Consider the following 25,745-nt stretch of genomic DNA (forward strand, 5'->3'; position numbering starts at 1 on the left):
AACATAAATACCTTGATCGCTGCACTAAGAACAAAACAGTACTACCTTTTCAAAGATGCCATATCAATCACAAAGCGATATTTCACATCACCCTTCAGCAAACGTTCATAGGCTTCATTTACCTGCTGGATGTTGATCATTTCTATGTCGGAAATGATATTGTGTTTGCCGCAGAAGTCAAGCATCTCCTTTGTTTCAGCAATGCCACCGATCATAGATCCTGCAAAGCTTCTGCGATATGGGATGAGGCTAAATGCTGCTACAGGTAGCGGTTGTTCTGGCGCACCTACTAAAGCTAATGAGCCATCTACGCGCAATAAGTTCAGGTAAGCATTTATATCATGCTGTGCAGATACCGCATCTAAAACAAAATGAAGTTTACCAGCATAACGTTTCATTTGTTCCTCATCTTTTGAAAGAATGACATCATCAGCTCCTAGGCGTTTTGCATCTTCTACCTTTGAAGGAGAAGTGGTGTAAACAATCACTTCTGCACCCATTGCCTTAGCAATCTTTACTCCCATATGTCCTAATCCTCCCAGTCCAACTACACCTACTTTTTTTCCAGGACCCACATTCCAATGCTTCAATGGTGAATATGTTGTAATGCCTGCACATAATAAAGGCGCAGTGGCTGCCAGGTCAAGATTCTCCGGTACACGCAATACAAACGCTTCATCCACTACAATGCTCTCTGAATAACCACCATAGGTTTGCGTGCCGAGGAATTTATCAAGCGAATTATAAGTCCCGGTATTTCCTACTTCACAATATTGTTCTAATCCTTCTTCGCAATAATCACATTGCCTGCAGCTATCTACCATACATCCAACCGCTGCATGATCGCCAACCTTAAACTTCTTTACATGATTGCCTACACTTACAACTCTACCTACAATCTCATGACCGGGCACACAAGGATAGATGGTGCTATGCCATTCATTTCTTGCTGTGTGCAGGTCTGAGTGACATACACCACAGAACAATATCTCTATCTCCACATCATGTGGAGTAGGATTACGCCTGCTAATGTTCAGTTCATTCAAGGTAGCATCCGCCGCTTCTGTTCCAAATGCTTTTACTTATTTGGCATTGATCACTCTTGCGCCTTCTGCTGTTGGTCTCACTGCTTCCATATTACTACTTGTTTATAGGTTTATTAAATGAGCTGCTGGCAACATGCTCTATACAGATGATGATCACATATGACTGCATAAAGTTCTATTATTTTGCACCTACGCTTTTCCACCATTCGGTGAAAACCTGTGCACTATCATTTAAGTTAACCAGTTCGCCTATTTTAGGTGTAACCAAAGGCAAGCCAACCTTTTTGTTTCGCTCAATTATTTCTTTTAGTGGTTCATCCCAATCATGCAATGCCAAAGCAAATTTGGCTGAATGCACCGGCATCAGTCGTTTCGCTTGCAGGTCTATTGCTGCCTGCAGGTTCTCGCCTGGCAGAAAATGTATTGCTTTCCATGCTTCGTTGTATTGTCCATTCTCCAATATGGCAAAATCAATTGGACCATGCAGGGCTCCAATCTCCTTAAAGTGTTTATCAAAGCCACTGTCTCCACCAATATAGATTTTCCTGTTAGGCGTTTGTAGCAAAAATGACATCCATAGCGTTTGATCCCGTTTAAATGTTCTTCCTGAAAAATGCCGTGCTGTCAATCCGTGAACTTGTACGCCATGCTGCAATTCAATTGCAGTGTCCCAATCCATTTCAATTATATCCGCCGGCTTAAAACCCCATTTTTCCAAGTGAGCGCCTACACCAAGACCACAGATCACTTTCTGTACTTTACCCTTCAACTTTTTTATGGTCTCATAATCGAGATGGTCATAATGATCATGGGTAATGAACAGGTAGTCTATAGCCGGTAGATCGTCCGCTCCATAAACATCTGTTCCCTCAAAAGCTTTTGTTGTAAATGAAACAGGCGAAGCATTGCCACTAAAAACAGGGTCAACTAAAACCTTCATTCCATCAGCCTGTATAAAATAAGATGAATGACCAAACCATACCAGCCAATCGCCTGGAGGAAGATTTTTCAGATCAGTATGGATAGAAGGTATAGGAACTTTAGGCGTGGTGCCTGGTCCTTTACCAAAAAGAAAGTTGAACATCACCTTGATCATGGAATGGCCTTCGGTAAGTGATGGTGTATGGGAACGATTTACGAAAGACCCATTTTTGTAGTTAGGAGAGGCCATCATCTTTTCAAGCCTTTTACCTGCAGGCTTTGCACCAAACATTGGCTGCTGCATATAGATAACGGCAACTACTACCAGTACCAATGCTATAGAAAAAAATACGATCATGATCCGGGTGAATATTTTTAAAAATCTCTTCATTATGTAATTCGTGGTTCTAAAACATAACCATGCAAGTCATTGTTCAAGCTTGTTTAACTGCGCCAGTTAGGTGACAAGAATATGGCGAACTGTGTTATGTGCATTTCCCGTGAGAGGATAGGAAAGGAAGCAAAGAAGCCTGTAAATTTTAGGTTTACAGGCTTCAGCGATTTTGATTTATTATCTGGCGGAGAGAGAGGCTCTTGAACCTTTCTCTGAAACCCTTATCAGATAAGCATTTCAGCAAATACTAAATCTTAGGTCTCGTTTTAGTCTCGACCATCATTAGAACTTTTCGACAATGCTGTAAAGACCTTTGCTCTGTTGCTTTGCAAATGTATTCAATAATTGGTACGTGGGCAACTGGTTGCAATAGACATTGCAGTACGGTTTTGCGTATCCTTCAGCAACTAATAATTCGTTTATGCAGCTTCCATCCTGTCGGTAGGCATAACATAGTTTTCTACCGTATTTATCTGCCATATTTCGGCTTTCTTGTTTTATATGAACCAAAGTATCAACTGGAACAGCGGAACGAAAATAAGCGGCTGCAATGCTGCCTAATTCAATCAGTAAACTGCCAGGCAAATGCAGTTCTTTTTCATCCTGCTTCAACTTTTTACAAACTTTTATCTCGGGTGCATCTATACCCAACAACCTAAATTCAACTACTTCATTTGAAATAAAATGAGCACCAATGAAGCCATCTCCATCAACGACACGCAAAACCTTATAAAGTCCATCAAAGTGTATCATTCTATATCAATATAAATGTTTGATTTTCAGCTGTTTAGGTGCATAAAATTACGTTTTTTAGTGTATCTTTATCTCGTGTAAAATCTTTTATTCTACCCATTAAATTTTACAAAAATGGCAATTCAAAAAGGTCACGTTAAGTATGTTGGAACTTTAGGAGAAATCCGCCACTTTAAAATAAAAGGCTTGCCTGATTATTTCGCAGGCTTAAAAGGTGGTCCTACTGAAGAACAGGTGAAGAATGACCCTGTATTTGAGAGAACCCGTGAGAACATGAATGAGTTTGCAGGTTGTGCAAAGGCTGGTAAATCTGTAAGGACTGCCTTTTCTTCTTTACTCACTACAATGGCTGACAGTCGGTTAACCGGAAGACTTACTTCTATTATGAAGAAGATTAACCTGGAAGACCAAACAGAAGCCAGGGGTTACCGTGCTATCCTGATTACTGCTCAACCACAGTATTTGCAACAAGTGGTGTTTGACCAATCTGTCAACTTTGATAGTGTTGTAACTGCACCTTATATTGTTTCTCATGTTGCAGCACGAAATGAAGCAACATTAGATGTACCGTCTTTTAATCCGGCAGCATCACTTGTGGCGCCAGCTGGTGCTACTCACTTTCGTTTGATTAACGCCATTGGCGTTATTTCTGATTTCGCTTACAATGCAAACACAAATTCTTATGAACCCATTGATGCAACAAATAATGAAAAGGGCATTGTTGCTTACTCTTCTTATTTACCTATTGATAGTGCTGCTTCAGCACAAAGTCTGGTTGCCACTCTTGCTGGTTCACCCACATTAGGAACTGATGTAAGTGTAATGCAGGTTATCGGAATTGAGTTTTCTCAAAAAGTTGGTCCTAACTACTATCCGTTTTCATCTGGTAACAGTTTGAAGATGGTTGAAATATTCTAAGAATTAATATCTGGTGATTTTTACGAGCCCTGTTTCTCCAGGGCTTTTTCGTTTATGTTATGTTTCTCTATAAAGTCGGAATATGGTGCAATCAAGGTGCAAATAAATAGCAGTCATGTATTAATGCGTATGGTCAAACGAAAGCAGCAAAGCCCCTAAAAGGGCAATGCGCAGAGCTGACGACGACCGGAAGGATAGCACCAGATGAACCAGCCACCAGGAAGCAGATAAACACTAACGCCTGCTACCGGATGGTAATGAACCCGAAGCCTGCGAAGATGCCGGCTGCTGAAAACGGAAGAAGGAATGAAAGGCACTGAAAAGATGGAGCTGCTAAGAGGGCAAACTGCCAAACGACGACTGCTGATGATACGAAGCTGCTTTTGCATAACTGATGATTTTTATGAGCTTCACACCAGCGAAGGCAGATAAAAAACCAAAAGGAAACGGAATAAAAGATGGCTTTGTGCGAAAGGTCTTGTGTTTATGCCGTAGTCTTTTGGTTCTTTTTGTAGGGTCTGTGCGGTTGCCTGCCGTAGCTAACTTGGCTTATAAAAAACATTCAGGCAAAAGCTATGTGTCATTGCTGTAGTTGGTCAGGTGTACTTGTCAGCCTGTAGTCCTTTTGTATTATTGCAACAGGTCATTCTATCCAGCTTTTCTATATAAATACTTTTAAAAGAAAAAAGGAAAAAAAAGAAAGTCACTACATCAGGCGGCGTAGCCGGCTGCAAAGAAGCAACGCAATAAATGCAGGCTTTGTGCGGTGGTATTGTGTTTATGGCGGAATTTCTTTGCAGCCGTAAGTTAGGGGCTGTGGAAGCCGCCTAACTTGCTGCACTTTTTTATTATTTGGCGTTCAACTGTAGTTTCATCATTATGTCCGTCTGCTCGTCATCGCCTAATTTGAATACATGCTTGTCAAATTCAACAAAGCCATTCTTCTTGTAAAAGTTGATTGCTCTTGGGTTTTTTTCCCATACTCCTAACCAAACATAGTCTGCATTCTTCTGACTTGCAATCTCCATTGCTTTCTCGTAAAGTACTTGCCCCACTTTCTTGCCATGAAATTTCTTCAGTACATATATCCTTTCTATTTCAAGAGATTTATCATCTTGCAACTCCGTTTGCGACTGACCAAAGTTCAACTTTAGGTAACCAATAATCTTATTGTCAAGTGTAGCAAAATAAAATTCCGAGTTAGGGTCAGTAAGTTCAGCAGTCAACTTTTCTCTTGAAAACCCTTCTTCTAAATATTTGGTCATATTCTCTTCCGTATTTCCAGAAGAAAAAGTCTCATAGAAAGTTTGCCTGCCAATTTCTTGCAACTGGTCAATATCGCTTAATGCTATTTTCCTTACTTCAATGTGTTCCATACTTGCTCAATGTGTAGAGTTATAAAGAACGAAAATAAATGTTGAATTGTATACCACCTGTGCGTTGGCAAAAAAGGTAAAAGCGCCTGCGGCAAAAAGAAGCGTTAGCCGCCGCTGGGAGTAACAGCGGCTGTAGCGTGGCAGCGTAGCGAGCCGTCAAAGACGCCAAAGAGAAGCCCTGTGAAGCGTCAGGCTTTGTGTCAGGGTCAGGGCAGAACGAAGGCGGCTGCGAGCACCACCGGCTGGGGCGGACAGTAAAGTGACCGTAGGGAACGATGGACGCACAGTGAAGGGGCGGAACGTGCCATGCACTACAAGGCTTTGTGTCAAGGTCAGTGCATGAGCAAGGGTCTCTGTGTCAGTGCAGCCCCGTAACGCAGACGGTGGTACGCAAGGCGAGCAAAATTATTGGCAGCGGGTGGACTGAATGCGACCGAAGTGAATGTAGGACGTAGTGGAGCGGAATGGAACCCAGTGAGTATTGTAGCGTGGGTTTGCGGAATGGTATGTGCATCACTTGTGCTTTGCTTTGTGCTTTGGATAGTGTGCCATGCCTTGCAGCAAATGGGCGGGCTACGAACGAGTGTAATGTAGCGGAACGAAGGACGAAATGAATGAGGTGGCATGAAGGACACAGGAGCTGCCGTGACGAATGCCGTATGAGCTGCAAGCAGTGTGACAAACTGCGAAGCGTAGCGAAGCACCCGAAGGGCAGTGCAGGTGCAGCAATACCATAAAAGTGCTTTAAACAGATGTGTTGCTGCTGCTGCACTGGTTTGGCGCATCTGCTTGCCGAATAGGCATGAGGAACACCGCTTTACCTTGCAGCGTGGGCATAGTTGATGTGAGAATTACTATTGTTGGGATATATTCTGAAGCTGAAAAGAAGCGTTGGCAGAAAGCTGACGACGATGAACGAATGAATGTAGTGAAACGGAATGAGTGAGTGAAGAGTTGTGAGCTTGTGCAGTGGGTCTAACTGGTGGGTAAAAGCATTTGGCTGCGAAGCATTGGCGTTGTGAGCAAGCGCAGCTATATGCTTTGTTCAAGGGCTATTCTTCTTCTTTTCTTTAATCAATTTGCTTGTAAGCTCAACGTTTGCATCTGGTTTAACTTTCCAGGTGGTACTTTAAATGTACCTTCACCGATATTCACGTTTCTACACTCTGTCGTATCTGACACCTATTGCAGCCTGTACAAATTGGGGTTCACTTTTTAAGCAGGCTATTTATGGCAATGACAGTTTCTGTGCAGTTAGACGGTTCTTCTGCGACCTATGAAGTAAAGCATGAAATAGACGGCGTCTACAAGGCAACACTTCTAAGTAATGCCTTTCTAATATCCCTTCACTTTCCGAAAAAGATTATCCTGATTAGGTCAAATGAGGGATGGACATCTGATTGCCCCATGAAGGCAATTGGTTTGAAGATTGGTCAGAAAATCAGTGAACATGAAGGTTCATCTATACTTCCCAACATAAAGGCTGAAGTTAATCTGCTCAACAGTGAGCAACCAATCACCACTGTGGTTCCTTGTACAATTTTGATTATCGACGATGATGAAGATGATGTTGCAATTTTGTCAGAAGCCTTTACACAATGTGGTGTTGATGGGGTTCATTATGTTTTTTCGGGCATGAAGGCTTTTATGTACCTGCAAGGGGTAGAGCCTGATTGTTTGCCTAAACTTATTATTACAGACCACTTTTTGCCTGGAATGACCGGGGCAGAGTTCCTGAAAGATTTGAAAGGGATGGAAAAGTATAAACATATTCATGTGGTCGTACTATCTACTACCAAGTCCGAAAAGGAAATAGAAAAGTACAGAGAAATGGGAGCACTTGATTACTTAATCAAACCTACCAGCTATGATGATTATGTTAGGGTTGCTGCTGACATGAAAAGTAGGGCTGGTTTGTAGAAGTAAACTGTTTTCCAAACTGGCAAACCGATATGAGGGAGATTTAAATGGATAGAAGTGTTGGCGAAAAGCAAGTGCCATGAGGAACGAATGGCTCTTGCTGTGGGAAGCCGAAGGTGGCTAATGTTTTGCCTTGCGTGTGCTGGCTTAGCTACCGTAGGCTGAAGCCAAATTGCTCAATAGAATTACAGAATGTACAAGTGAGTGACACAACGAAAGATTAATCAAGGTACAGAAGCTGGCTACATCACTGGTCTTTTGAGTACCACATTCGGTATTTCAGATATACCATGAAAAGCATACACAATATTATACCGATAAGTAAAGCCTGAACCCGTAAACGGTGTCGTTCTACATTGAAAGAAAGTATAATGGCATTTACAGAAAATATGGCAAGCACTACCCTGGCTACGCTGTACGTGTTTTGATATTTACCTTGTACTTTCAAATTGCATTACTTACAAAACGGTAACCCACTCCGGCTTCGGTTAACAGGTATTCTGGTCGGTTTGGGTCGTCTTCAATTTTCTTTCGTATCTGTGCTATGAACACTCTTAGGTATTGTGACTGACTGATGTAGCCAGGACCCCAAATTGCTCTTAGTAAATATTGATGTGTCAACACTTTGCCTTCGTTTCGGATAAGTAGTGCTAAAAGGTTGTATTCTGTTGCTGTGAGCTTTACTAATTGCTCTTTCTTCCAAACTGACCTTGTACTTAAATCAACTTTTAAACCTTTTGCATTGAAAACAGTGTCTCCTTCATCGGTGTTGATGGTACGTAATGCAGAACGAATACGTGCCAACAGTTCACCTGTACGAAAAGGTTTCGAGAGATAATCGTTTGCTCCGTTGTCCAATGCTTTGATGATGTCTTCTTCGCTCTTTTGAACGGAAAGGATAATGATTGGGTTGGTGAACCATTGTCTAAGTTTCTTCAATACATTATGACCACTATCATCCGGTAAGCCCAGGTCTAATAATATCAGCTCGGGTGGATGGTTTTCAGCCATTATCAAGCCTTCTTTTGCAGATGTTGCAGCCTTTGGTAGATAACCATTGCTTTGCAAGGTTATGTCCAGCAGCTTCCGTATTTGTGGCTCATCATCTATTATCAATATCTCTGCTTTGCTCATGCTTCTACTGACTGAAATTGTGTTGTTTTAACCGGTAGTGAAACAATGAACTTTGCTCCGCCATATTGTGACCTGCTTAGTTCCACACTTCCGTTCAACGCTTCTGTAAATCCTTTGACTATGGAAAGTCCTAAACCTGAACCGGCTGTTTTACTCTTGTTTGTTCTTAAAAATTTATTGAATACGTCAACAGGATTGATGTCGGTAAAACCTTTTCCGCTGTCTTCAATGGTTATTTCCAATACATCTGCATGACAGGTGGCAGCTATATCTATCCTGCAATCTGATGGTGTATGTATGGCTGCATTATTCAGCAAGTTGTAGATAATCTGTTCTAACATGCCTTTATCCAAGCTGCAGAGTGGTAAGCCTGGTTTAATGCTGATGTGTATCTTTCTGCCTGCATTGTTTTCTTCAACTGCTTTCACTGTATGGTAAATTAATTCACCAATGTCCACCCAATCATATTTTGGTTGTATGTGCCCCGACTGCAAACGGGAAATGTTCAGCAGGTTTTCTACCTGTTGGTTTAGCCGTAGTGACGCTTTTGAAATTTCAGCAATCAACTGTTCCTGGTTTTCTTTGGTCAGGTATGGATTTGTTTGCAAATTATCAGTTGCTCCTATGATTGCTGCAATCGGTGTTCGTAGTTCGTGTGATAGTGAGTTCAGGATGGTGTTGTACAATTTTACACTGTTTGCCCTTTCTTCCTTCAGCCTTGCTTCCTTTTCTATTTGCCTGATTTTGTAGGTAAGCACACCACTAATCATGGCAATGATGAAGTACATGATAAATAGTATCAGGTCTTCTGTGGCATCAACATGAATGGTGAAGCGTGGCGGTATAAAAAAGAAGTTCCAGATAAAAGCACTAAGCGCTGCTGAAAGGAGTACCGGCAGTATGTCAAACGTGATAGCCAGTAACGATACCGTTACTAATAAAACCAATGCGGCTACCCTGTAGCCCATGTAACCTGAAAAGACGAAGCAAACTGCTGCAACAGCCATAATGACGGCGATACTTATCAGGTACTGCTTCGACTTATCGAGTGTATTGAACAAAAACTTATTCATGCTTTTGACGATGGGACAAAATTAGTCTACAGTGCTCACCGCTGGCTAAGGTCCGGCTGCAATACGCATAAAGATTTTATAAGGATTTTGCCTGCACAGAGCACATTGCCTTTCCCCGCTTCTACTTTTGACACCCAAATTTCAGATTATAATGTCAGCACATAACCGGGTAAGTGGTGCAGGTCTTTTGATTGCACTCGGTATCATCTTCGGTGACATTGGGACGTCGCCGTTGTACGTACTCAATGCTATTACCAGCGGTAAGGTTATCACTGAAGAATTGATAATAGGGGCACTGTCGCTGGTTATCTGGACGCTGACGTTGCAAACAACTATTAAGTATGTAATACTTACGCTACAGGCAGATAACAAAGGTGAAGGTGGTGTTTTCTCCCTGTATGCACTCGTAAGAAGAAGGAGAAAGTGGCTGGTGATACCGGCAATGATTGGCGGTGCTGCGCTGTTGGCAGATGGAATGATTACACCGCCTATCTCTGTTACATCAGCCATTGAAGGATTGAAGCAAGTACCGGCACTTCATGATATTAGCCAATGGACGGTGATTTGGATTGTGATTGGCATCCTGACTGTCATCTTCTTTTTTCAGCAATTCGGAACTGCCTTCATTGGTCGGTCGTTCGGACCTGTCATGACGGTGTGGTTTACCATGCTTGCCACACTTGGCTTTGTACACCTGGTGCAGGACTTATCCATATTACGGGCTTTCAATCCGTACTATGGCATTAAGCTGTTGATTACTTACCCAAATGGTTTTTACATACTGGCAGGTGTGTTTCTCTGTACTACTGGTGCAGAAGCCTTGTATTCTGATTTAGGACACTGTGGCAAGTGGAATATCCGGTACTCGTGGGTTATGGTAAAGACCTGCCTTATCATTAATTATCTTGGGCAAGGTGCATGGTTGTTGATGCATCATAATGGTGAACTCATAAGCCCGGAAATGATAGAAGGCGGGTTCAATCCTTTCTATGGTGTAATGCCAAAGTGGTTCATCTATTTTGGAATTACCATTGCCACCGCTGCTACCATCATCGCCAGCCAGGCACTTATTTCCGGTTCGTTTACATTGGTGAGTGAAGCCATGCGATTGAATTTAGCCCCCAAGCTCAAAATCAATTATCCTACTGAAGCCAAAGGACAACTATTTGTACCGGCAGTGAACCTGCTGCTTTATCTCGGTTGCATCGGTATTGTCCTTTATTTCAAAAAAGCATCGAACATGGAAGCAGCGTATGGGTTAGCTATCACCATTACGATGATAGCAACGTCCATATTGTTTGCCAACTATCTTGTATTGCGACGGACGAAGCCTGCCCTGATTTACCTGTATCTGGCTGTTTACCTGACTATCGAGTTGAGCTTCTTCTATGCCAATCTGGAGAAGTTTCCGCATGGTGGTTATGTTACTTTAATTGTAGGTGGCTTGTTGTTCTTCGTAATGTATGATTGGTTCCGGGCACGGAAAATCAAGAACCGCTATGTGGAGTTTGTACGGCTGGAACATTACATTCCCAAAATACAAGAGTTGAGCAATGACAAAACTATTCCGAAATATGCTACGCATCTTGTGTACCTGACGAGTGCTGATAATCCAAAGGAGATAGAACATAAAATCATTTACTCCATTCTGAACCGCAAACCGAAACGAGCTGATATTTTCTGGTTTATCCATGTAGATACAGTGGATGAACCTTATACAATGGAGTACACGGTTTCGCATATCATTCCTAATGACATTATCCGGGTGGAGTTCCGACTGGGTTTCAGGGTGCAGCCGAGAATTGATTATATGTTTCGTAAGGTAGTAGAAGATTTGGTACGCAACAAAGAAGTAAACATTACCAGCCGGTACACCAGTCTTGAAAAAGCGAATGTTGTGGGTGATTTTCAGTTTGTGGTGATGGAGAAGTACCTAAGCCAGGATAACGAATTGCCATTTTATGAAAAACTGATTATGAAGTTTCACTTCTGGCTGAAGGAAATTTCCTTATCGGAAGAAAGGGGGTTTGGCTTAGACCCTGCTAACGTGGTGGTTGAGAAGTTTCCGCTAATAGTAGCACCGGTTACTAATCTGCGGCTTAAAAGAATTGATGATTGATGAAAAAGACTTCATTTAAGATATTGGCTGCTTTGGGTTGTTTATTACTTTCATTGATAGGTACTTCACAAGATACTGCTACGCAAACGTCAACACTTGAAAGCAGGGTGTATCTCGATGCCTATTATTCGTATGACTTCGCTAAACCTGCTTCACACCTGAAAGCTCCTTTCCTGTACAACCACAACCGGCACAATGAAGTGAATGTAAATCTTGCTTTAGCAAGTCTCACTTACAAAGGAAAAACAACAAGGGCTGCGCTGGGGCTAATGACCGGAACGTATGCACAATATAACCTGGCAGCTGAACCACAGGTATTGCAATATGTATTTGAAGCGAATGCAGGCGTCAAGTTATCGTCAGATAAAAACCTTTGGATGGACATTGGCATCATGCCTTCCCATATCGGTTTTGAAAGTGCTATCAGCAAAGATTGTTGGACACTGACCAGAAGCGTTTTGGCTGAAAACTCTCCATACTATGAAACCGGTGCAAGGCTTTCTTATACTACTAAAAATGAGAAGTGGTATGCTGCTGCTTTACTGCTAAACGGATGGCAAAGAATAACTCGTGTACCGGGTAACAACACACCTACATTTGGTACACAGTTGACTTACTCACCAACAGATAAACTAAGCCTTAACTGGAGCACCTTCATCGGCAATGATAAGCCGGATACTGCAAGGCAATGGCGGTATTTCAATAACCTGTATGCCGTATGGCAACTAAATAAAAACTGGGGCTTGACATTGGGCTTTGACTATGGACTGGAACAAAAACAGCGTGTCTCTTCCAGTTTCAACAAGTGGTATTCGCCAGTTGCTATCCTGCGGTATGAAAGCAACCATTGGGCTGTAGCGGCAAGAGCCGAATACTACAGTGATAAAGCAGGTGTGATTGTGCCGTTGGTCAATACAAAGCCTTTTCAAATGCAGGGCTACTCTATAAATGTTGACAGAAAGATTGGCGGCAATGCTTTATGGAGAATGGAATGGAGAATGATGCATAACAGCTCACCCTACTTTGAGCAAAGTGGTGGTTTTGCTTCCACTAACCATTTTGTTACTGCTTCGGTTGTGATTGATTTGGTCCGGAAGTAAAAGAACCATAACGATGGTATTATCTATTTCTTTTTGAAACTACAAAACAAGAAATTCTGAACAGTATTAAAAGGGGTAGTATGGTCTTCAGTAATGCATTTAATCCTGTCAAATGCCACTTCAAATCTTGCTGACATGGATGCTTCGGAGTATTGCTTTATGTCTAACCCACTGCATTTGGTCGGACCCTGTTCAGAGAATGTGCCAAGAACTAAGTAACCATCTTTTTTAATTGCATCTTCCGCAATGGATACATACTTGTAAATCTTTTCTTCGCTGGACAGAAAATGGAAAGCAGCACGGTCATGCCACAAATCAAATTGTACCGGTGGTACAAAGGCTGTGATGTCAGAAACAATCCAGTGTACCTGTGAAGCTCTTGCACCTAATCGCTTCTTAGACTTTTCAATTGCGGCAGCAGAAATATCCAATACATAAATGTTGCGATAACCCTTGTCTAATAATGCATCAACAAAGTGACTGTCGCCACCGCCAATATCAATGATATTGGCAGATAGCGGCAAGTCATATAATTGTATAAAATCCATTGATGTTTTTGGATATGGCTGAAACCAGCTTACTTCATGTTCTGCTTTTGTTTCATATACCTTATCCCAATGGTTCTTTATATCCATCATAGTTTCTTTTCTTGATTTTTAAAACTTCTTTACTTCTTCACTCAAGTCAAACACACTAATCTTACCATCCAGCTTTGAATGTACCAATGAGCTTGCGGCTGCACTTCTGTAACCACCTGCACAGTGTATCACCACCGGCTTATCTGTTGGTATTTCATTCACTCTTTCTCTTATCTCTGCCAACGGTATGGATATGCTGTTGCTGAATATCTTTTTCTCTTTCACTTCAGATGTGTTCCTTACGTCAACTACTGTGTAGGCATCAAGGTTATTCCTGAACATGTTCACATCTATCTCTGCTTCTTTTACAGGACCACCATTGATAACAAATGCACCTTCAACAGCTGCTTCATACCCTATAGCTGCTGCCCTTTCTATTGCCTTTTGCAACTGCTCTTTGCTTTCGCCTGCCAGGTAAAACTTTTCTTCAGGGTTGATGATGCTACCGAGCCACGTTTCAAATTTACCATCAATCATCAGGTTTATTGAGTGTGGCAAATGCCCTTCTTTAAAATCTGCTTCTTTCCTTATATCTACTATCCACAATGAACTTTCAAGATTGTTGAGTAACTCTTCTGATGGGTTTTCATTGACTGTTATTTTTGAAATGCTTTCCTGCAAAGGAGCTGCACCTTTCCTGTTTACTTCTACGTTGAATGGGAAATAAGCAGGAATGAAAGGCTGGTCGGCTAACAGGTTCTGTACAAACTCTTCTTCTGTAGCTTCCTGTAAGCTCCAGTTGGTTTGCTTTTCCTGACCAATGGTGCTGCTGCTTTCTTTGCTTAAATTCTTACCACATAATGTGCCTGCTCCATGTGCCGGGTATACCAGAACATCATCTTTCAAGGTCGCCAGTTTCTCTCTCAATGAATGATACATCTGCTTTGCAAGGTCTTCTCTTTTGGATTGTAGGTTACCTGCACCTTCTCTTAAATCAGGTCTGCCGCAATCGCCAATGAAAAGTGTATCGCCGGTGAATACTGCCTTTTGCTTACCATCATGCTCTAATAAGATGCTGATACCATCAGGTGAGTGACCGGGTGCATGTATAGATGTGAGTTTTATCTTACCCAATTCAATGGTAGCACCTTCGTCAAAATCCTGGTGCTCATAGGAAGCGCCAACAAGGCTATGCGTATAAATAGTGGCACCTGTAAGCTGCCTTAGCTCTGCATGACTACTCACAAAATCAGCATGTGGATGTGTTTCGATGATGCCAACTATGGTTGCATCGTGCTCCTTTGCATAATCCAGGTAAGGCTGTGGGTTGCGTGAAGGGTCAATCAGTATTATCTTCTTTTCGCAATCGCTCAATACTGCATAACTGAACTGTGCAAGGTTCTTATCTTCCCATTGTTTTATTTTCATTGTTCTTTGATTTAATAATGCAAATTTCGATTGTCTCATTCATGTTATCAGTGACTGTTATCACATAACAAATAAGCTGCTCGAAGGCAGCTCTTATAACAAACAATCGTCTCACTACTGGAACTTATTTTGATTACATTAGACACGTCATCGGATAAAAGCTAACTCACAAGCCTATCTAAAATGTGATTTAATTCATCCAATTTATTATAGTTTACACTGTAAAATATCGTCTTACCGTCTCTTGCAGTTGTTACCAATCCGGCTCTTCTAAGTATGGCTAAATGTTGCGATGCAACTGATTGTTCTAATTTGAGCAGTCTATATAATTCCGTCACATTAATGTTTCCATTCCGGTGCATCAAAGTAAGCATCTCTTGCCTTAAAGAGTGATTGATTGCTCTTATTACAAGGGCTCCTTTTTTGATTTGTAGTTTGTTAATTGATAGTTCTCTTTTTTCTGTGGTTTGCATTTAGTTTTTATTTATGACAACAAACGTAAATACAACGCTTTTTGTAGTCAGTGACTTTTATCACATTAAGGTTAAGTAGCAAATGAAAATTAGCTATACACATAAACCCGTATTGATGAATAGAAGTAATATTAAGGTTATAAAAAAAGCTGCCCGAAGGCAGCTCTTACAACATAACCAACCATATCAATGCGGTAGCTTCTCTCTGAAATAACCATACACCCACGTACCTGCTACTGCACTTAACAACACCACGCTTACTACTAAAAACCCTGTACCTATCTGTGCAAACAAAGGACCTGGACAAGCACCTGTCATTGCCCAGCCTAAACCAAATATCAATCCACCAATTATCTGCCCTTTGTTGAATTTCTTAGGATGAAACTTTATAGGTTCACCATGTATTGTTTTTATCTTAAACTTCTTAATCAGCCAAACTGAAATCATACCTACCACTACAGCAGTGCCGATAACACCATACATGTGAAAGCTCTGCAACCTGAACATCTCCTGTATCCTGAACCACGAAATCACTTCTGCTTTTACAAACACGACCCCAAATACAAGACCGACTGCCAGGTATTTAAAATTGTACCACCACGGATGTTTCAGTACGGTATCGTTGATGCACATTGTATCCAATGAACGCACTTCATAATCAGTAACTGAAAAATCTTTTACAGTATCGCTACCGGTGATGGTACTTGGGGGTTGTTGTACTTTATTATTGAATGACATAAAACTTCTTTATTACAGATTTAGAATGAAAGGAAGCAGCAGGTTCGCCATAATGAAGCCACCTACCATAAAACTTATTGTTGCTATGAGTGAAGGAACCTGTAAGTCACTTAAACCCATTATGGCATGACCGCTGGTGCAACCACCTGCATACCGTGCTCCAAAGCCTACTAAAAAGCCACCGCCAATTAGCATGATAAAACCCCTTAGCGTGAACAGGCTTTCCCAACTGAACAACTCTGATGGCAATAGCGAAGTAGTATCATTGATACCATAACCTTTCACTTCTTCTACCAAAGCTGGGGCTACTTCTAAACCTGCGGGGTTAGATAGGTATTGTGCAGCCAGAAAGCCACCAATAAGAATACCGGCTACAAAAAACAGGTTCCATACTTCTTTCTTCCAGTCGTACTGGAAGAACTTGATGTTAGCAGGAAAACACGCTGCACAGGCATGACGCAGATTGGCTGAAATACCAAAGTGCTTGTTTCCTAAAATTAATAATGCTGGTACTATTAAGCCAATGATAGCGCCTGCTACATACCACGACCAGGGCTGCTGTAAAAACTCTAACATATTTTATTGCTGATTTTGATGCAAAACTCGTGTATTGTACCTACACCTTCAGTGACATTAGTCACACGATGCAAATCCATTTAAATTGAATTTGTTCTAACGTTTATCATCTAACGAACATTTACCACCTACACAACCAACAGGTTTGAAGAATGAAGTAATTATGAAAAGCCCGCCAAAGGCATAGGCAATCTATGCATCTTCATACAATATGGCTACTGTTATGAAAATTGCACCAAATACCCATCGTACTAATCGATGTGCCCAAACGGGTGATATGGTGTATTTAGATTGTTTCATCAGGCTGTATTGCTTTGTCTTGTTTTTGTTCTTTTTTAAATAATCCAAAAAGCAAAGCGCCCATCAATGCAAAATAGATGGTGCTGTTAACCGGGCTGGATGTAATGGAACAAGTACCGGTAAGACAACCCACATATTTCCAATACAGATACCCTGCTACGGCACCAACGATGGCACCTATCCAGTACAGCTTATTTTTTAATATCCAGTTCTTCATATTCAATTGTTGTTTTTGTATTGGATGAACGTATGTCAACTGCGCAACCGGCAGTACCACAACAACCAACATTTGCCAGTGCAAGACCACCTAAAGCCAACCCTAATACTATCGTGAGGGTATCTTTTGTGTAAATGCCTTGCACTATAATGCCAATAGCTAAGACCATTCTTAGTATCCGCATAAAGTTCCACTGTTGCCATATTGCTTTCATAACTATTTAATTTGTTTTTTTAGGTTACTCCATGCACCACCATTATACACTTCAATGTTAGCGGCAGCTAATATTGATTTTGCCATGCCGCTCCTGTTGCCGCTGCGGCAAACTGTAATGATAGGTGCATTCAGGCTTTGCAGCCGTTTGATTTCCTGCCGGATGCTGTCAAGCGGAATGTTTTTAGAACCGGATATATGACCAGCCTTATATTCTGACGGGGTTCTTACATCTACTATTACAGCACCATTCTTTACCAGTTGTGCCATGTCTGTCTTGCTCTTAAACAGAGACTTTATAAAATCTAACATCTGCTACTTTTTTAATGTTTGGGCTACTTCATCTAAACCGCCGGCATTCACAGCTTCTGTAATGCCATGTTGTTTCAATATGGCAACAGCCATCCCGCTTCTGTTACCACTACGGCAGTATGCAACAACTGGTTTCGGCATTTTCTTAAATTCTTCTACCCTTGCTGCCACTTCATCTAAAGGAATATTCACTGCATTTGGATAATGTCCGGCAGCATATTCTTCAGGTGTTCTTACGTCAACTATCGTTGCGTTTTTATATGTGTCTTTCATAACTACTTTTTTATTGATGGAGCAAAATTGAAAAGAAACAAGGAGCAGTATGGTGACAAAAGTTACATACCGGTGTTTGTTAATGAATGTTAGCATTATATATTGATGGTTAAATAGATTAAGAATTGATTTCGTACCTGTAAACCTTTTTGAATGCTTAGCTGGTAGCCTGCATTCAGTTCATGGTGTTTGTTCTTTAGCCGAATGCCATTGTACAGCCGGTTTTGGTCAAAGCCGGATGAACCGTTTAATGTTCGGAAGAGCACTTCGTTTGAGACCTGGTAGCTTGTTACAGTACCTGTACCCTTTTTTACCAGTGGCAGTACAAAACTGTTTTGCAACCTGTATCTATGCCTTACAGATGGAGCTGATACGTTAGCCCCTGTGACTGTAATTTCATAAAGCACCCGATGTGTAGTAGCAGCATTTCCTATTCTCCAATTCTTAGCAATGCCTGCCATACTTCTTACATCATCAACCTTTGTAGCTGTTTCTGCATTTATTGAGAAACTATGATTTTGAAAATATGCAACAGGTGACACAATGATAGTGGTGCTGCTATCAGGTTTGTAATGTAGCCACAACCTATAACTGTTAAGCAATTGTTCACTACACAATGCCTTACCTTCTCCTGTACCATTACTGCGGCGGTGCTGGTAGTCAAAGGCAAAGAGCAGATGTTTACTGATGGTTTTATTTACCTGCAATCTTGTCCAAAGTTCATTGTCAGCTTGTGCTAATACAGCATGAGATACCAATAGGAGTATAAAGAAAAGTAGTGGCTTCATTGTTTGATTAACCATTACTTAGTTCACGAATAATGATGTAAATGCCCATGAGCAATATGAACCAGCCAAAGCCTTTCTTCAACTTATCTGAAGCAATCTTGTTATTGAGCCATCCACCAATGAAGATGCCGACAATAGAAATGGCAGTTATGATGAGAAGCATTTGCCAGTTGATAGTATAATTGGCTACATCTCCTGTAAATCCAATTAATGACTTAGCGGCAATAATCAGCAATGAAGTGCCCACTGCCTGCTTCATGGGTAGCTTACTAAACAACACCAAAGCAGGAATGATAAGGAAGCCACCACCTGCACCTACCAATCCTGTAAGCACGCCGACAACTGCGCCTTCAATCAAGATTAACGGGTAGTTGAATTGTTGGATGGCAGGTTCTTCTGCTTGTTTGACGGTCTTATTTCTAATCATGGAAATAGATGCAAACACCATCAGCACTGCAAACAGTACCATCAATGCAATGCTTTTTGTAAGCTCAAAACCATCGATGGTTATCAGCACATCGGGTATAGCCGGAACAAGGAATTTGCGGGTAAGAAATACGGCAACAATGGATGGTATACCAAAAACAATTGCTGTTTTGATATTGACCAGCCCTTGCCTGTGCTTTGGCAATACACCTACTAAACTTGCACTTCCTACAATGAACAGAGAATAGGCTGTAGCTAAAACAGGCTGAATGCCGAACAAATAAACCAACACCGGCACGGTGAGTACAGAACCGCCACCACCTATCAAGCCTAATGAAATTCCTATCAGCAACGCTGCTATGTAACCAATGACTTCTATTAACATGCAGCAAAATTGAACTCAAAGGTTCTGGAGTACAGTGATAATAGTCACACAGGAGCAATTACTTTTTAATCCACTCAATAGCGTTGCGGTGAATGATTAGCCAGCCTTTTGCTTCCATCTTTTTCAGTAAGCGGCTGACGACTTCCCTGGAAGAGTTCAGGTCATTGGCAATGTCCTGGTGGGTCATCTTGAGTGTGGAGCCTAACGTTTCTGACTGCTTCTGAAGATAGTTTTCCAGCCTTTCATCCATGTTGGTAAAGGCAATGGCATCAATGGTTCTGAGCAGTTCTTCAAAGCGACTGCGGTATTGGGTAATAACAAACTGATACCAGCTTTTGTATTTGCTCATCCACCTGTCCATGTATTCAAACGGAATACTTAATACAGTGGCATCAGTTAATGCTTTTGCCAGTACTTCACTGCTTTCGTATTTGGCTGCACATACCATTGACAGCGAGCAAGCCTGCCCTGCATTCAGGTGGTAAATGAAAAACTCCTTGCCTTCTTCATCTTCACGGTATAGCTTAACAATACCGTCCAATATGAGCATGGTAGAACGAATGGTTTGCCCTACACGCAGCATGGTATCACCTGCCTTCACTTCTTTGATAGAAGTATGTTGCTGTATTTCGTTGTACAGTTCATCTTCCAGACCGGGAAAGAGTTTCTTTATGTGGTTGATGTCCATGAGTTGTTCCTTTTGCTTTAGAATATTGACTACATTATGCACTCACCGCTGCCGGTGTTGCTTCCTTTTTTGGAAGCAAAATATTTGAAATATACATGCGGGAAGATAGAAGAATTATACTTCTAAAAATTGACTTGCATTAGTCCTTTCTATGTCTTCAGCAACTACATCAGATTGCTCGGCATAAAGGAGTGTGACGGCAGGATTGTTTTTGATATTCTCCCAAGTACGATGTTCTCTTGAATTAATGTCTGAAGGTTCGTCACCAATGATATAGAATTTATCACTTCCTTTTCTGTTTTGATACATTAGTCCAAGTGTAGTAATAAGACCTAAATAATGGCTTAGTTCTTTATCAATCGTCTCGTTCTTTTTGTTGAATGGTATGACTTTCGCACCTACAAAAGCACCGTTCTTTCCTAAACATTCTATATTGAAATTGAAATAGAGACCAGGTAGTTTTTCAGGTGTTAATTCCAGATTTGTATGCACTTTATTCTGAACTCTCTTAATCAATTTCTTTTCAACAGTAGCCTTGAACTTTGTTTCCTTTGTGTCAACTTCAGGCTTTTCTTTCTGGAATGTTTTATCAATCAACAACTGAAACAGCTTTACAAACTTCTCTTCTGTTATTGTATCATTTAAAAAGGCTGGTTCTGTAAATCTTACAATGCCATTTGAATAGGTGCTTAAATGGTTGAACCTATCTGAAGTGAGCAATTGTGTAATGCCAAACAAGCTGTTTTGTTCGCTTCTAAGGGCTTCATTTGCTTCGTTAACTTTTTGCTGAATTTGCTTTACTGTAAAGTCAACAATGTCATTTTTACTCCCTAAAAGCTGCTTAGCAACTGATTTCTTCTCGTTTGAAAAATGCAGCCAAAAACGGTTACCATCACGCAATAACAACCCTATTGACAAGCTATCGCCTGCAATGGAGTTTGGTGCTATTTTGATTATGGTATAAAAGGTTTCCATTATTTCCACATTCTTACATACTCATTATAGACGGTTTCGTTCCTTTTTTCGTCAAATAAGTAGTTGTATAATACCGTTATTGTTTCGTCAAAAAAACCCCATTCCGGGGGTATTAGCTGTACAATGTCGCTAAAGTGGCGCTGACATTTTTCAATGCAAAGGTAGAAGTTTTCCTGTTCCTTTCTGCACCACTCCTTGTCTAATTTCAAAAAGCGTCGTAACTGCTTGAAAAACAATGACTGAAGCATATACTGGTCTTCTGTAGCCCAAAACGTTCTATCAGCCAAAGTATTGTATGCGCCTGTGCGAAAAGCCATTGCATGGTCAATGGCAAGGAAATGGTATCGTTCATCTTCTTCATACAGCATCAGGTTCTTCAGGTCTGGCGGTCTGTCTTCGTTTTCTACCCATAAATCAAATAGACCAATGTGTGCAAACATTTCAGGTCTGTAGTAATTCCGAAAATCCACCTTGCCTTTTACCTGTAGAAACTCTGTAAAGTCAAAAGCTCCTTCTTGTTCCTTTGAGCCAAAAGCAGGGCGGCTGTAAAAAGCTGGTTTGTGCCGTGCTCCGTAGTCCTGCCTTATCGTTTCTTCTTCCAGGTTTATCAGGCATATATCAGGGGTATTGATGTTCCATAATCGCAAAAAGTAATGACAAAGCACTTCATTGATTATAGAAATGGCAGGGCTGTTCTGCCGGTCGTTCTTCACATAATAACTCTCGTAATCATCACAAATCAGGTGCAAAGGCTCACTACCTATAGTGTCTAATTTCCTTTGTATTGAAATTACTCTACGATATGGAAGTGGCTCAATCAATTGCTTCGGTTACTGCTTTTGGTGCTTCCTTTTTTGTTGCGCCTTCTACGATGGCTATTTCTTCAGGGGTAAGGTTGTAGAGTTGATAAACGAGTTGGTCAATTTGTATTTCCAAATCCGTAGTATCTGCTTTTGGATTACTACTTTTTAACAACAAGATTTCTTCCACCAGCTGCGCAATTTCTGAACAGGTTGTAAATTTCTTTGCAATAGGCATTTCCTTAATATCATTTGGATTGAGTTTCGGAAATATTTCTTTACCAAAATTTGAGAAAGAGTTGACAGCATACCACGAAATAAGTTTGGAATTTACAATACCAAGCAGTATTCTTAATTGCTGCATATCATCAAAATGGGGTTTGAATGGCGATATACTATGACCATAGTAATAAACTTCATCAACAATGCTTGCTTGGATAGCCCTGTTCTTCCCTGGGACTTCCCGAAATAAAATTCTGTTTCCTTCAAAGAACTTAGGCAACCTAGGAGCAGCTAACCAATCACCATAACTTAACCATTTGTCATTCCATGTAACAGAGTACCGATTTAAGTTTTTTCCTTCTAACCACTTTCCGCAGCTTTCATCTTTTTTAAAGTCAAAATGATATGCTCTTGATTTTATTATTTCTTGACTTTGCCCACGATAGCTGTCGTATGGAGTAATTCCTTGAATAACATCGCCAAACTTTGACAAGGGTTCAGAAACTTTCTTAATCTTTTTTATTAGGTTATTGGTAGCTGTACTTGAGCGATATTCAATGACATACGTCTTAGCTGGTATCCACTCATCTTTACTAACGACGAAATCCATTTGACCGTTAATAATTTGAATAAGATGATGTTTCTTCCTTTTTCTTACCTGGAATGAACATGTATTTACAACAGCTTCGTCAAATACATTTTCGCCGTGTATCATAACTCTTGCTAAGTCATAATCATTTGCTACTATTTTTCTGATTTTGACACAATTTTCAAGTGTTAGCCATAGTATTGGTGTTATCAATTCAATAACGCCATTCTCCTTACAAATGTTGATTGAAAGTTCAACAAAGTATAAGTAAGCGTCAAACTTGTATTGGTATGACTTATAGTGTTCAGTAATGTACTTTTTTTCAAAGGTGTTTAAACTTGTTCCATAAGGTGGATTGCCAATAATCACATCAAATCCAATGAAATCACCTTCATCATTCAGCACTTCAGGAAATTCAAACCGCCATTCAAATGCATTGTTGTAAATGGGGCTTTTCACATAGGCTTCCAAATCCTTATTCAGCTTTTCTATATCAGCTTCCAGTCTTTGCTTGTCTTTCTTTTGTGCTGCGGTTAGGTTTTGCTCAAACAACTTGTTGTTAACATACTTGTTCAGAAACTCATTGGTTATTTTATTCAGCTTTTTCTTTACCGGGTTCTGGTCGGTGATTTTAGAAAGAAATCCTTTCTTCAAATCGGTCATCAACTGCTGTATGCCACGCTTCTTATCCTTGTCAGCTTCATGCTTATAATCAGATACCCACTTTTTGTATTCCAGTATCTTCTTTTCAAAGTAAGGTGTGGCGGCTTTCAGGTCTTCATCCAGCCCAAACCTGCTAACTAAAGAATTACCTGTCTTAATGTTTATATCAATGTTTGGCAGGGTTTGCAACTCACCATTGCTGTTGCTGCCATCGGCAATGTAGTAGGCATTCTTCAGCAGTTCTATCCATAAGCGTAAACGGCATATCTGTACGGATTTTGGGTTGATGTCCACACCAAATAAGCTGTTTTCTATCAGGCTTTGCTTTTCGTGAAAAAGCGTTTCCTGCACCCTTTGTATTTCAGCATTGGGTATGGTTATATTATCACCTGCATCCTGCACATAGTACGTAAAGAAGTTGCGCTCCTTATCTGTTACAAGCAGTTCATCATTTTCTACCGTTGCAATGTGGTCGGTTAATCGTTTGCCAGCCGCATCAGCCAAAATGCCTAACTCACTTTTAATGGCTATGAGTTCATTCAATGCAGAAACCAAAAAGTGACCGGAACCAACTGCCGGGTCGCAAATGGTGAGCGAATTAATCAGTGCATTGTATTCTTTGATGGCTTTGGCGGAACGGTCGTCTGAAATATAGTTGTGCAGGTCTTCAAAGCTGTCTGCCTTCCAGTTGTACTTTTCCTTAAACTTATTTACCACTGCCTGCCTGATAGCCTGCCGGCACATATACATGGTGATGAAGCCAGGTGTAAAGATGGAGCCGTCTTTGTAGCCGTTTATCTTTTCAAAGATGAGCCCCAGCACCGATGCATTGATAAGTGTCTTCCGCTCTTCCTGTATCTCTTCGCTGCCTTCGCTGGCAAAGTCGTAGGCATTCAGGAAATCAAACAGGTATTGTAGTGTGTTGAGCTTTTGTGTTACCGGCTTGTTTTTATCATCCTTCAGCACTGTGTTAGCCAGTAATGGCATTTCTGCTGCATCATCCAGCATGTTAATGCGGATGGTCTGGTCTTCCAGTGGCGTTATATCAAACAAAGAACTATTCAGGTAAGGAATGTGCTTGTATTTGGCTCTTACACGTTCTATACGTTCCTGTTGCTTACGTGCCAGTACCTGGAAGAAGAGTTTGTACAATTCATCGTACTGTGGTAAGGTCTTGTAGTTCAGGAAACGGTAATTTTCGTTGCCTTTGTGGTATTTGAGTAACTGCGCTTCCAATAACTTCAGGAACAGCACACGGTTCACCCATGTAATACACAACTCGAGGGCTACACTGAAAAGCTGGTCTTCTGTGGTCTCTCCATACGACTGCCGGTCTGATACCTTGTGCAGGCAGTTTTCTGTTTCCAGTTGTACAATGGTGTTTTCCAGCAATGAGCCATCAAGGCGTTTGCCTTCCTGCCTGCGGCGAATGAGCTTCTTGTTTCCTTCCTTTACTTCTTCCAGACCAATGATGTACAAAAGCTCGTTGTAAAAACCTTTGTCTAAGGTGTTGCTGTCGTTGGCAAATGACAGCTTTAGCAGGTGTGTGGGTGACAACACTTTGAATAAAGGAATGAGCTTGTTGTCGTTGTTCTTATCGCTGTCTTTTAGCGGCTTCTCGTACTCCCTTATGTCGAAGTAAGTATATTCTATCTCGTCGGCTAAACCGGCAAGGAATGGCTTTGCAATCTCATTGTAGAATAGGTCGTTATTGGTGCTCACCTTTTGCTTTGCCATCCATGCCTTATATTCCTTCACCAAACTGCTGTTCTTGAAAAACAACCGCTCAAACTCCGGGGCATCAAAAACAAACCACTCGTAAATGTTGGTAATGACCAGGTACTTTATATCGTTGTTGTGGTGCTCAATACGTTCACGCAGGTAGTACAGAATGATTTCATGCATTGCCTTGCGGTTCAGGTCAGTGGTGGTCACCATTTCATGATTGGAAGGCTTTTTGGTCTCGAACAATACACCGGCAGGATGCGTAGCATCTTTGCCCGTATGAATAACAAAGTCAGTACGACCTTTAGTGGCTATATGGTAGCTGGGGCTGTACCAGGTGTTTTTCAGGAAATCCATCACATGCCCCTTCATATTCTCTTCACTCTCGGCAGGGTTGATATGCCCTAAAAGGGTCTTGAAGTTCGCTTTGAACTTCTCAATATCTGCCCGTTCAGGCTTAATGAGCCTGTAGGCTTTATTCAGGGATTGTTTTACGGTCAGTTGTTTGAGTTTCATTATCTGGCTGTCCTGTGGGTTGTATTGCGGCAAAATACGATTTAGAAGGCGTATTGGGAAAAATGGGCATATTTCATGGTAGCTGGTTATGCAATCCACGTAAGGG

The 25,745-nt window shown here is 41.1% G+C and carries 26 protein-coding genes; 4 read left to right on the forward strand and 22 right to left on the reverse strand.

Going from position 1 to position 25,745, the window contains the following annotated elements:
- Window positions 1-41: 41 nt before the first annotated feature.
- The 3 genes from J4N22_RS09510 to J4N22_RS09520 all read right to left on the reverse strand — a co-directional run bounded on the left by J4N22_RS09510 (window position 42) and on the right by J4N22_RS09520 (window position 3,114).
- Complete coding sequence (locus tag J4N22_RS09510) at window positions 42-1,046, reverse strand: NAD(P)-dependent alcohol dehydrogenase (RefSeq protein ID WP_207493763.1); 1,005 nt, start codon at window positions 1,044-1,046, stop codon at window positions 42-44.
- A 178-nt stretch (window positions 1,047-1,224) separates the two neighbouring features.
- Entirely contained in the window at window positions 1,225-2,358 is a 1,134-nt protein-coding gene (locus J4N22_RS09515) for an MBL fold metallo-hydrolase (RefSeq protein ID WP_242692112.1), read from the reverse strand.
- A gap of 285 nt (window positions 2,359-2,643) precedes the next feature.
- Window positions 2,644-3,114 (reverse strand): thermonuclease family protein, encoded by a 471-nt coding sequence (locus J4N22_RS09520; protein WP_207493764.1) that lies wholly within the window; start codon window positions 3,112-3,114, stop codon window positions 2,644-2,646.
- Window positions 3,115-3,228: 114 nt separating this feature from the next.
- Between J4N22_RS09520 and J4N22_RS09525 the strand changes: the two genes are divergently transcribed.
- Window positions 3,229-4,032, forward strand: a complete 804-nt coding sequence (locus tag J4N22_RS09525) for a hypothetical protein (protein WP_207493765.1) — start codon at window positions 3,229-3,231, stop codon at window positions 4,030-4,032.
- 155 nt (window positions 4,033-4,187) lie between these two features.
- Here J4N22_RS09525 and J4N22_RS09530 read toward each other — a convergent pair whose 3' ends face one another.
- Window positions 4,188-4,421: a hypothetical protein gene (locus J4N22_RS09530; RefSeq protein ID WP_207493766.1), complete on the reverse strand. Its 234-nt coding sequence runs from the start codon at window positions 4,419-4,421 to the stop codon at window positions 4,188-4,190.
- Window positions 4,422-4,880: 459 nt separating this feature from the next.
- Complete coding sequence (locus J4N22_RS09535; protein ID WP_207493767.1) at window positions 4,881-5,408, reverse strand: GNAT family N-acetyltransferase; 528 nt, start codon at window positions 5,406-5,408, stop codon at window positions 4,881-4,883.
- A gap of 1,230 nt (window positions 5,409-6,638) precedes the next feature.
- Between J4N22_RS09535 and J4N22_RS09540 the strand changes: the two genes are divergently transcribed.
- Entirely contained in the window at window positions 6,639-7,328 is a 690-nt protein-coding gene (locus tag J4N22_RS09540) for a response regulator (protein ID WP_242692113.1), read from the forward strand.
- Window positions 7,329-7,772: 444 nt separating this feature from the next.
- On the opposite strand, the gene J4N22_RS09545 is transcribed toward J4N22_RS09540, so the two are convergent.
- Both J4N22_RS09545 and J4N22_RS09550 read right to left on the reverse strand, forming a co-directional pair.
- Window positions 7,773-8,462: a response regulator gene (locus J4N22_RS09545; RefSeq protein WP_207493768.1), complete on the reverse strand. Its 690-nt coding sequence runs from the start codon at window positions 8,460-8,462 to the stop codon at window positions 7,773-7,775.
- Window positions 8,459-9,535 (reverse strand): sensor histidine kinase, encoded by a 1,077-nt coding sequence (locus J4N22_RS09550; RefSeq protein ID WP_207493769.1) that lies wholly within the window; start codon window positions 9,533-9,535, stop codon window positions 8,459-8,461. Before J4N22_RS09550 ends, J4N22_RS09545 begins: the two co-directional genes overlap by 4 nt.
- Window positions 9,536-9,686: 151 nt before the next feature.
- Between J4N22_RS09550 and J4N22_RS09555 the strand changes: the two genes are divergently transcribed.
- Together J4N22_RS09555 and J4N22_RS09560 are read left to right on the forward strand one after the other, a co-directional pair.
- A complete protein-coding gene (locus J4N22_RS09555; RefSeq protein WP_207493770.1) occupies window positions 9,687-11,654 on the forward strand; it encodes a KUP/HAK/KT family potassium transporter in 1,968 nt (655 codons plus the stop codon).
- Window positions 11,654-12,754, forward strand: a complete 1,101-nt coding sequence (locus J4N22_RS09560; protein WP_207493771.1) for a porin — start codon at window positions 11,654-11,656, stop codon at window positions 12,752-12,754. The genes J4N22_RS09555 and J4N22_RS09560 overlap by 1 nt, the downstream gene beginning before the upstream one ends.
- 23 nt (window positions 12,755-12,777) lie before the next feature.
- On the opposite strand, the gene J4N22_RS09565 is transcribed toward J4N22_RS09560, so the two are convergent.
- The 15 genes from J4N22_RS09565 to J4N22_RS09635 form a co-directional block, all read right to left on the reverse strand.
- Complete coding sequence (locus J4N22_RS09565) at window positions 12,778-13,392, reverse strand: class I SAM-dependent methyltransferase (RefSeq protein WP_207493772.1); 615 nt, start codon at window positions 13,390-13,392, stop codon at window positions 12,778-12,780.
- Window positions 13,393-13,410: 18 nt separating this feature from the next.
- Window positions 13,411-14,760: an MBL fold metallo-hydrolase gene (locus J4N22_RS09570; RefSeq protein ID WP_207493773.1), complete on the reverse strand. Its 1,350-nt coding sequence runs from the start codon at window positions 14,758-14,760 to the stop codon at window positions 13,411-13,413.
- Window positions 14,761-14,921: 161 nt separating this feature from the next.
- Window positions 14,922-15,233 (reverse strand): ArsR/SmtB family transcription factor, encoded by a 312-nt coding sequence (locus J4N22_RS09575; RefSeq protein WP_207493774.1) that lies wholly within the window; start codon window positions 15,231-15,233, stop codon window positions 14,922-14,924.
- Between the two features lie 186 nt (window positions 15,234-15,419).
- A complete protein-coding gene (locus tag J4N22_RS09580) occupies window positions 15,420-15,971 on the reverse strand; it encodes a DUF6691 family protein (protein WP_207493775.1) in 552 nt (183 codons plus the stop codon).
- 12 nt (window positions 15,972-15,983) lie between these two features.
- Entirely contained in the window at window positions 15,984-16,547 is a 564-nt protein-coding gene (locus J4N22_RS09585) for a YeeE/YedE family protein (protein ID WP_207493776.1), read from the reverse strand.
- Between the two features lie 286 nt (window positions 16,548-16,833).
- Window positions 16,834-17,064: a hypothetical protein gene (locus tag J4N22_RS09590; protein WP_207493777.1), complete on the reverse strand. Its 231-nt coding sequence runs from the start codon at window positions 17,062-17,064 to the stop codon at window positions 16,834-16,836.
- Complete coding sequence (locus J4N22_RS09595; protein WP_207493778.1) at window positions 17,039-17,278, reverse strand: hypothetical protein; 240 nt, start codon at window positions 17,276-17,278, stop codon at window positions 17,039-17,041. Before J4N22_RS09595 ends, J4N22_RS09590 begins: the two co-directional genes overlap by 26 nt.
- A gap of 2 nt (window positions 17,279-17,280) precedes the next feature.
- A complete protein-coding gene (locus J4N22_RS09600; protein WP_207493779.1) occupies window positions 17,281-17,589 on the reverse strand; it encodes a rhodanese-like domain-containing protein in 309 nt (102 codons plus the stop codon).
- A 3-nt stretch (window positions 17,590-17,592) separates the two neighbouring features.
- A complete protein-coding gene (locus J4N22_RS09605) occupies window positions 17,593-17,862 on the reverse strand; it encodes a rhodanese-like domain-containing protein (RefSeq protein WP_207493780.1) in 270 nt (89 codons plus the stop codon).
- Window positions 17,863-17,957: 95 nt separating this feature from the next.
- Window positions 17,958-18,650, reverse strand: a complete 693-nt coding sequence (locus J4N22_RS09610) for a DUF2490 domain-containing protein (protein ID WP_207493781.1) — start codon at window positions 18,648-18,650, stop codon at window positions 17,958-17,960.
- Between the two features lie 7 nt (window positions 18,651-18,657).
- A complete protein-coding gene (locus J4N22_RS09615) occupies window positions 18,658-19,461 on the reverse strand; it encodes a sulfite exporter TauE/SafE family protein (protein WP_242692114.1) in 804 nt (267 codons plus the stop codon).
- Window positions 19,462-19,519: 58 nt separating this feature from the next.
- Complete coding sequence (locus tag J4N22_RS09620; RefSeq protein WP_207493782.1) at window positions 19,520-20,149, reverse strand: Crp/Fnr family transcriptional regulator; 630 nt, start codon at window positions 20,147-20,149, stop codon at window positions 19,520-19,522.
- 114 nt (window positions 20,150-20,263) lie between these two features.
- Window positions 20,264-21,124, reverse strand: a complete 861-nt coding sequence (locus tag J4N22_RS09625) for a DUF3037 domain-containing protein (RefSeq protein ID WP_207493783.1) — start codon at window positions 21,122-21,124, stop codon at window positions 20,264-20,266.
- Complete coding sequence (locus J4N22_RS09630; RefSeq protein WP_342450926.1) at window positions 21,124-21,945, reverse strand: HipA family kinase; 822 nt, start codon at window positions 21,943-21,945, stop codon at window positions 21,124-21,126. Before J4N22_RS09630 ends, J4N22_RS09625 begins: the two co-directional genes overlap by 1 nt.
- Window positions 21,938-25,639: a DUF7149 domain-containing protein gene (locus J4N22_RS09635; RefSeq protein WP_207493785.1), complete on the reverse strand. Its 3,702-nt coding sequence runs from the start codon at window positions 25,637-25,639 to the stop codon at window positions 21,938-21,940. The genes J4N22_RS09630 and J4N22_RS09635 overlap by 8 nt, the downstream gene beginning before the upstream one ends.
- Window positions 25,640-25,745 lie beyond the last annotated feature (106 nt).

It is taken from the genome of Aridibaculum aurantiacum, assembly GCF_017355875.1.
Classification (GTDB): Bacteria; Bacteroidota; Bacteroidia; order Chitinophagales; family Chitinophagaceae; genus Segetibacter; species Segetibacter aurantiacus.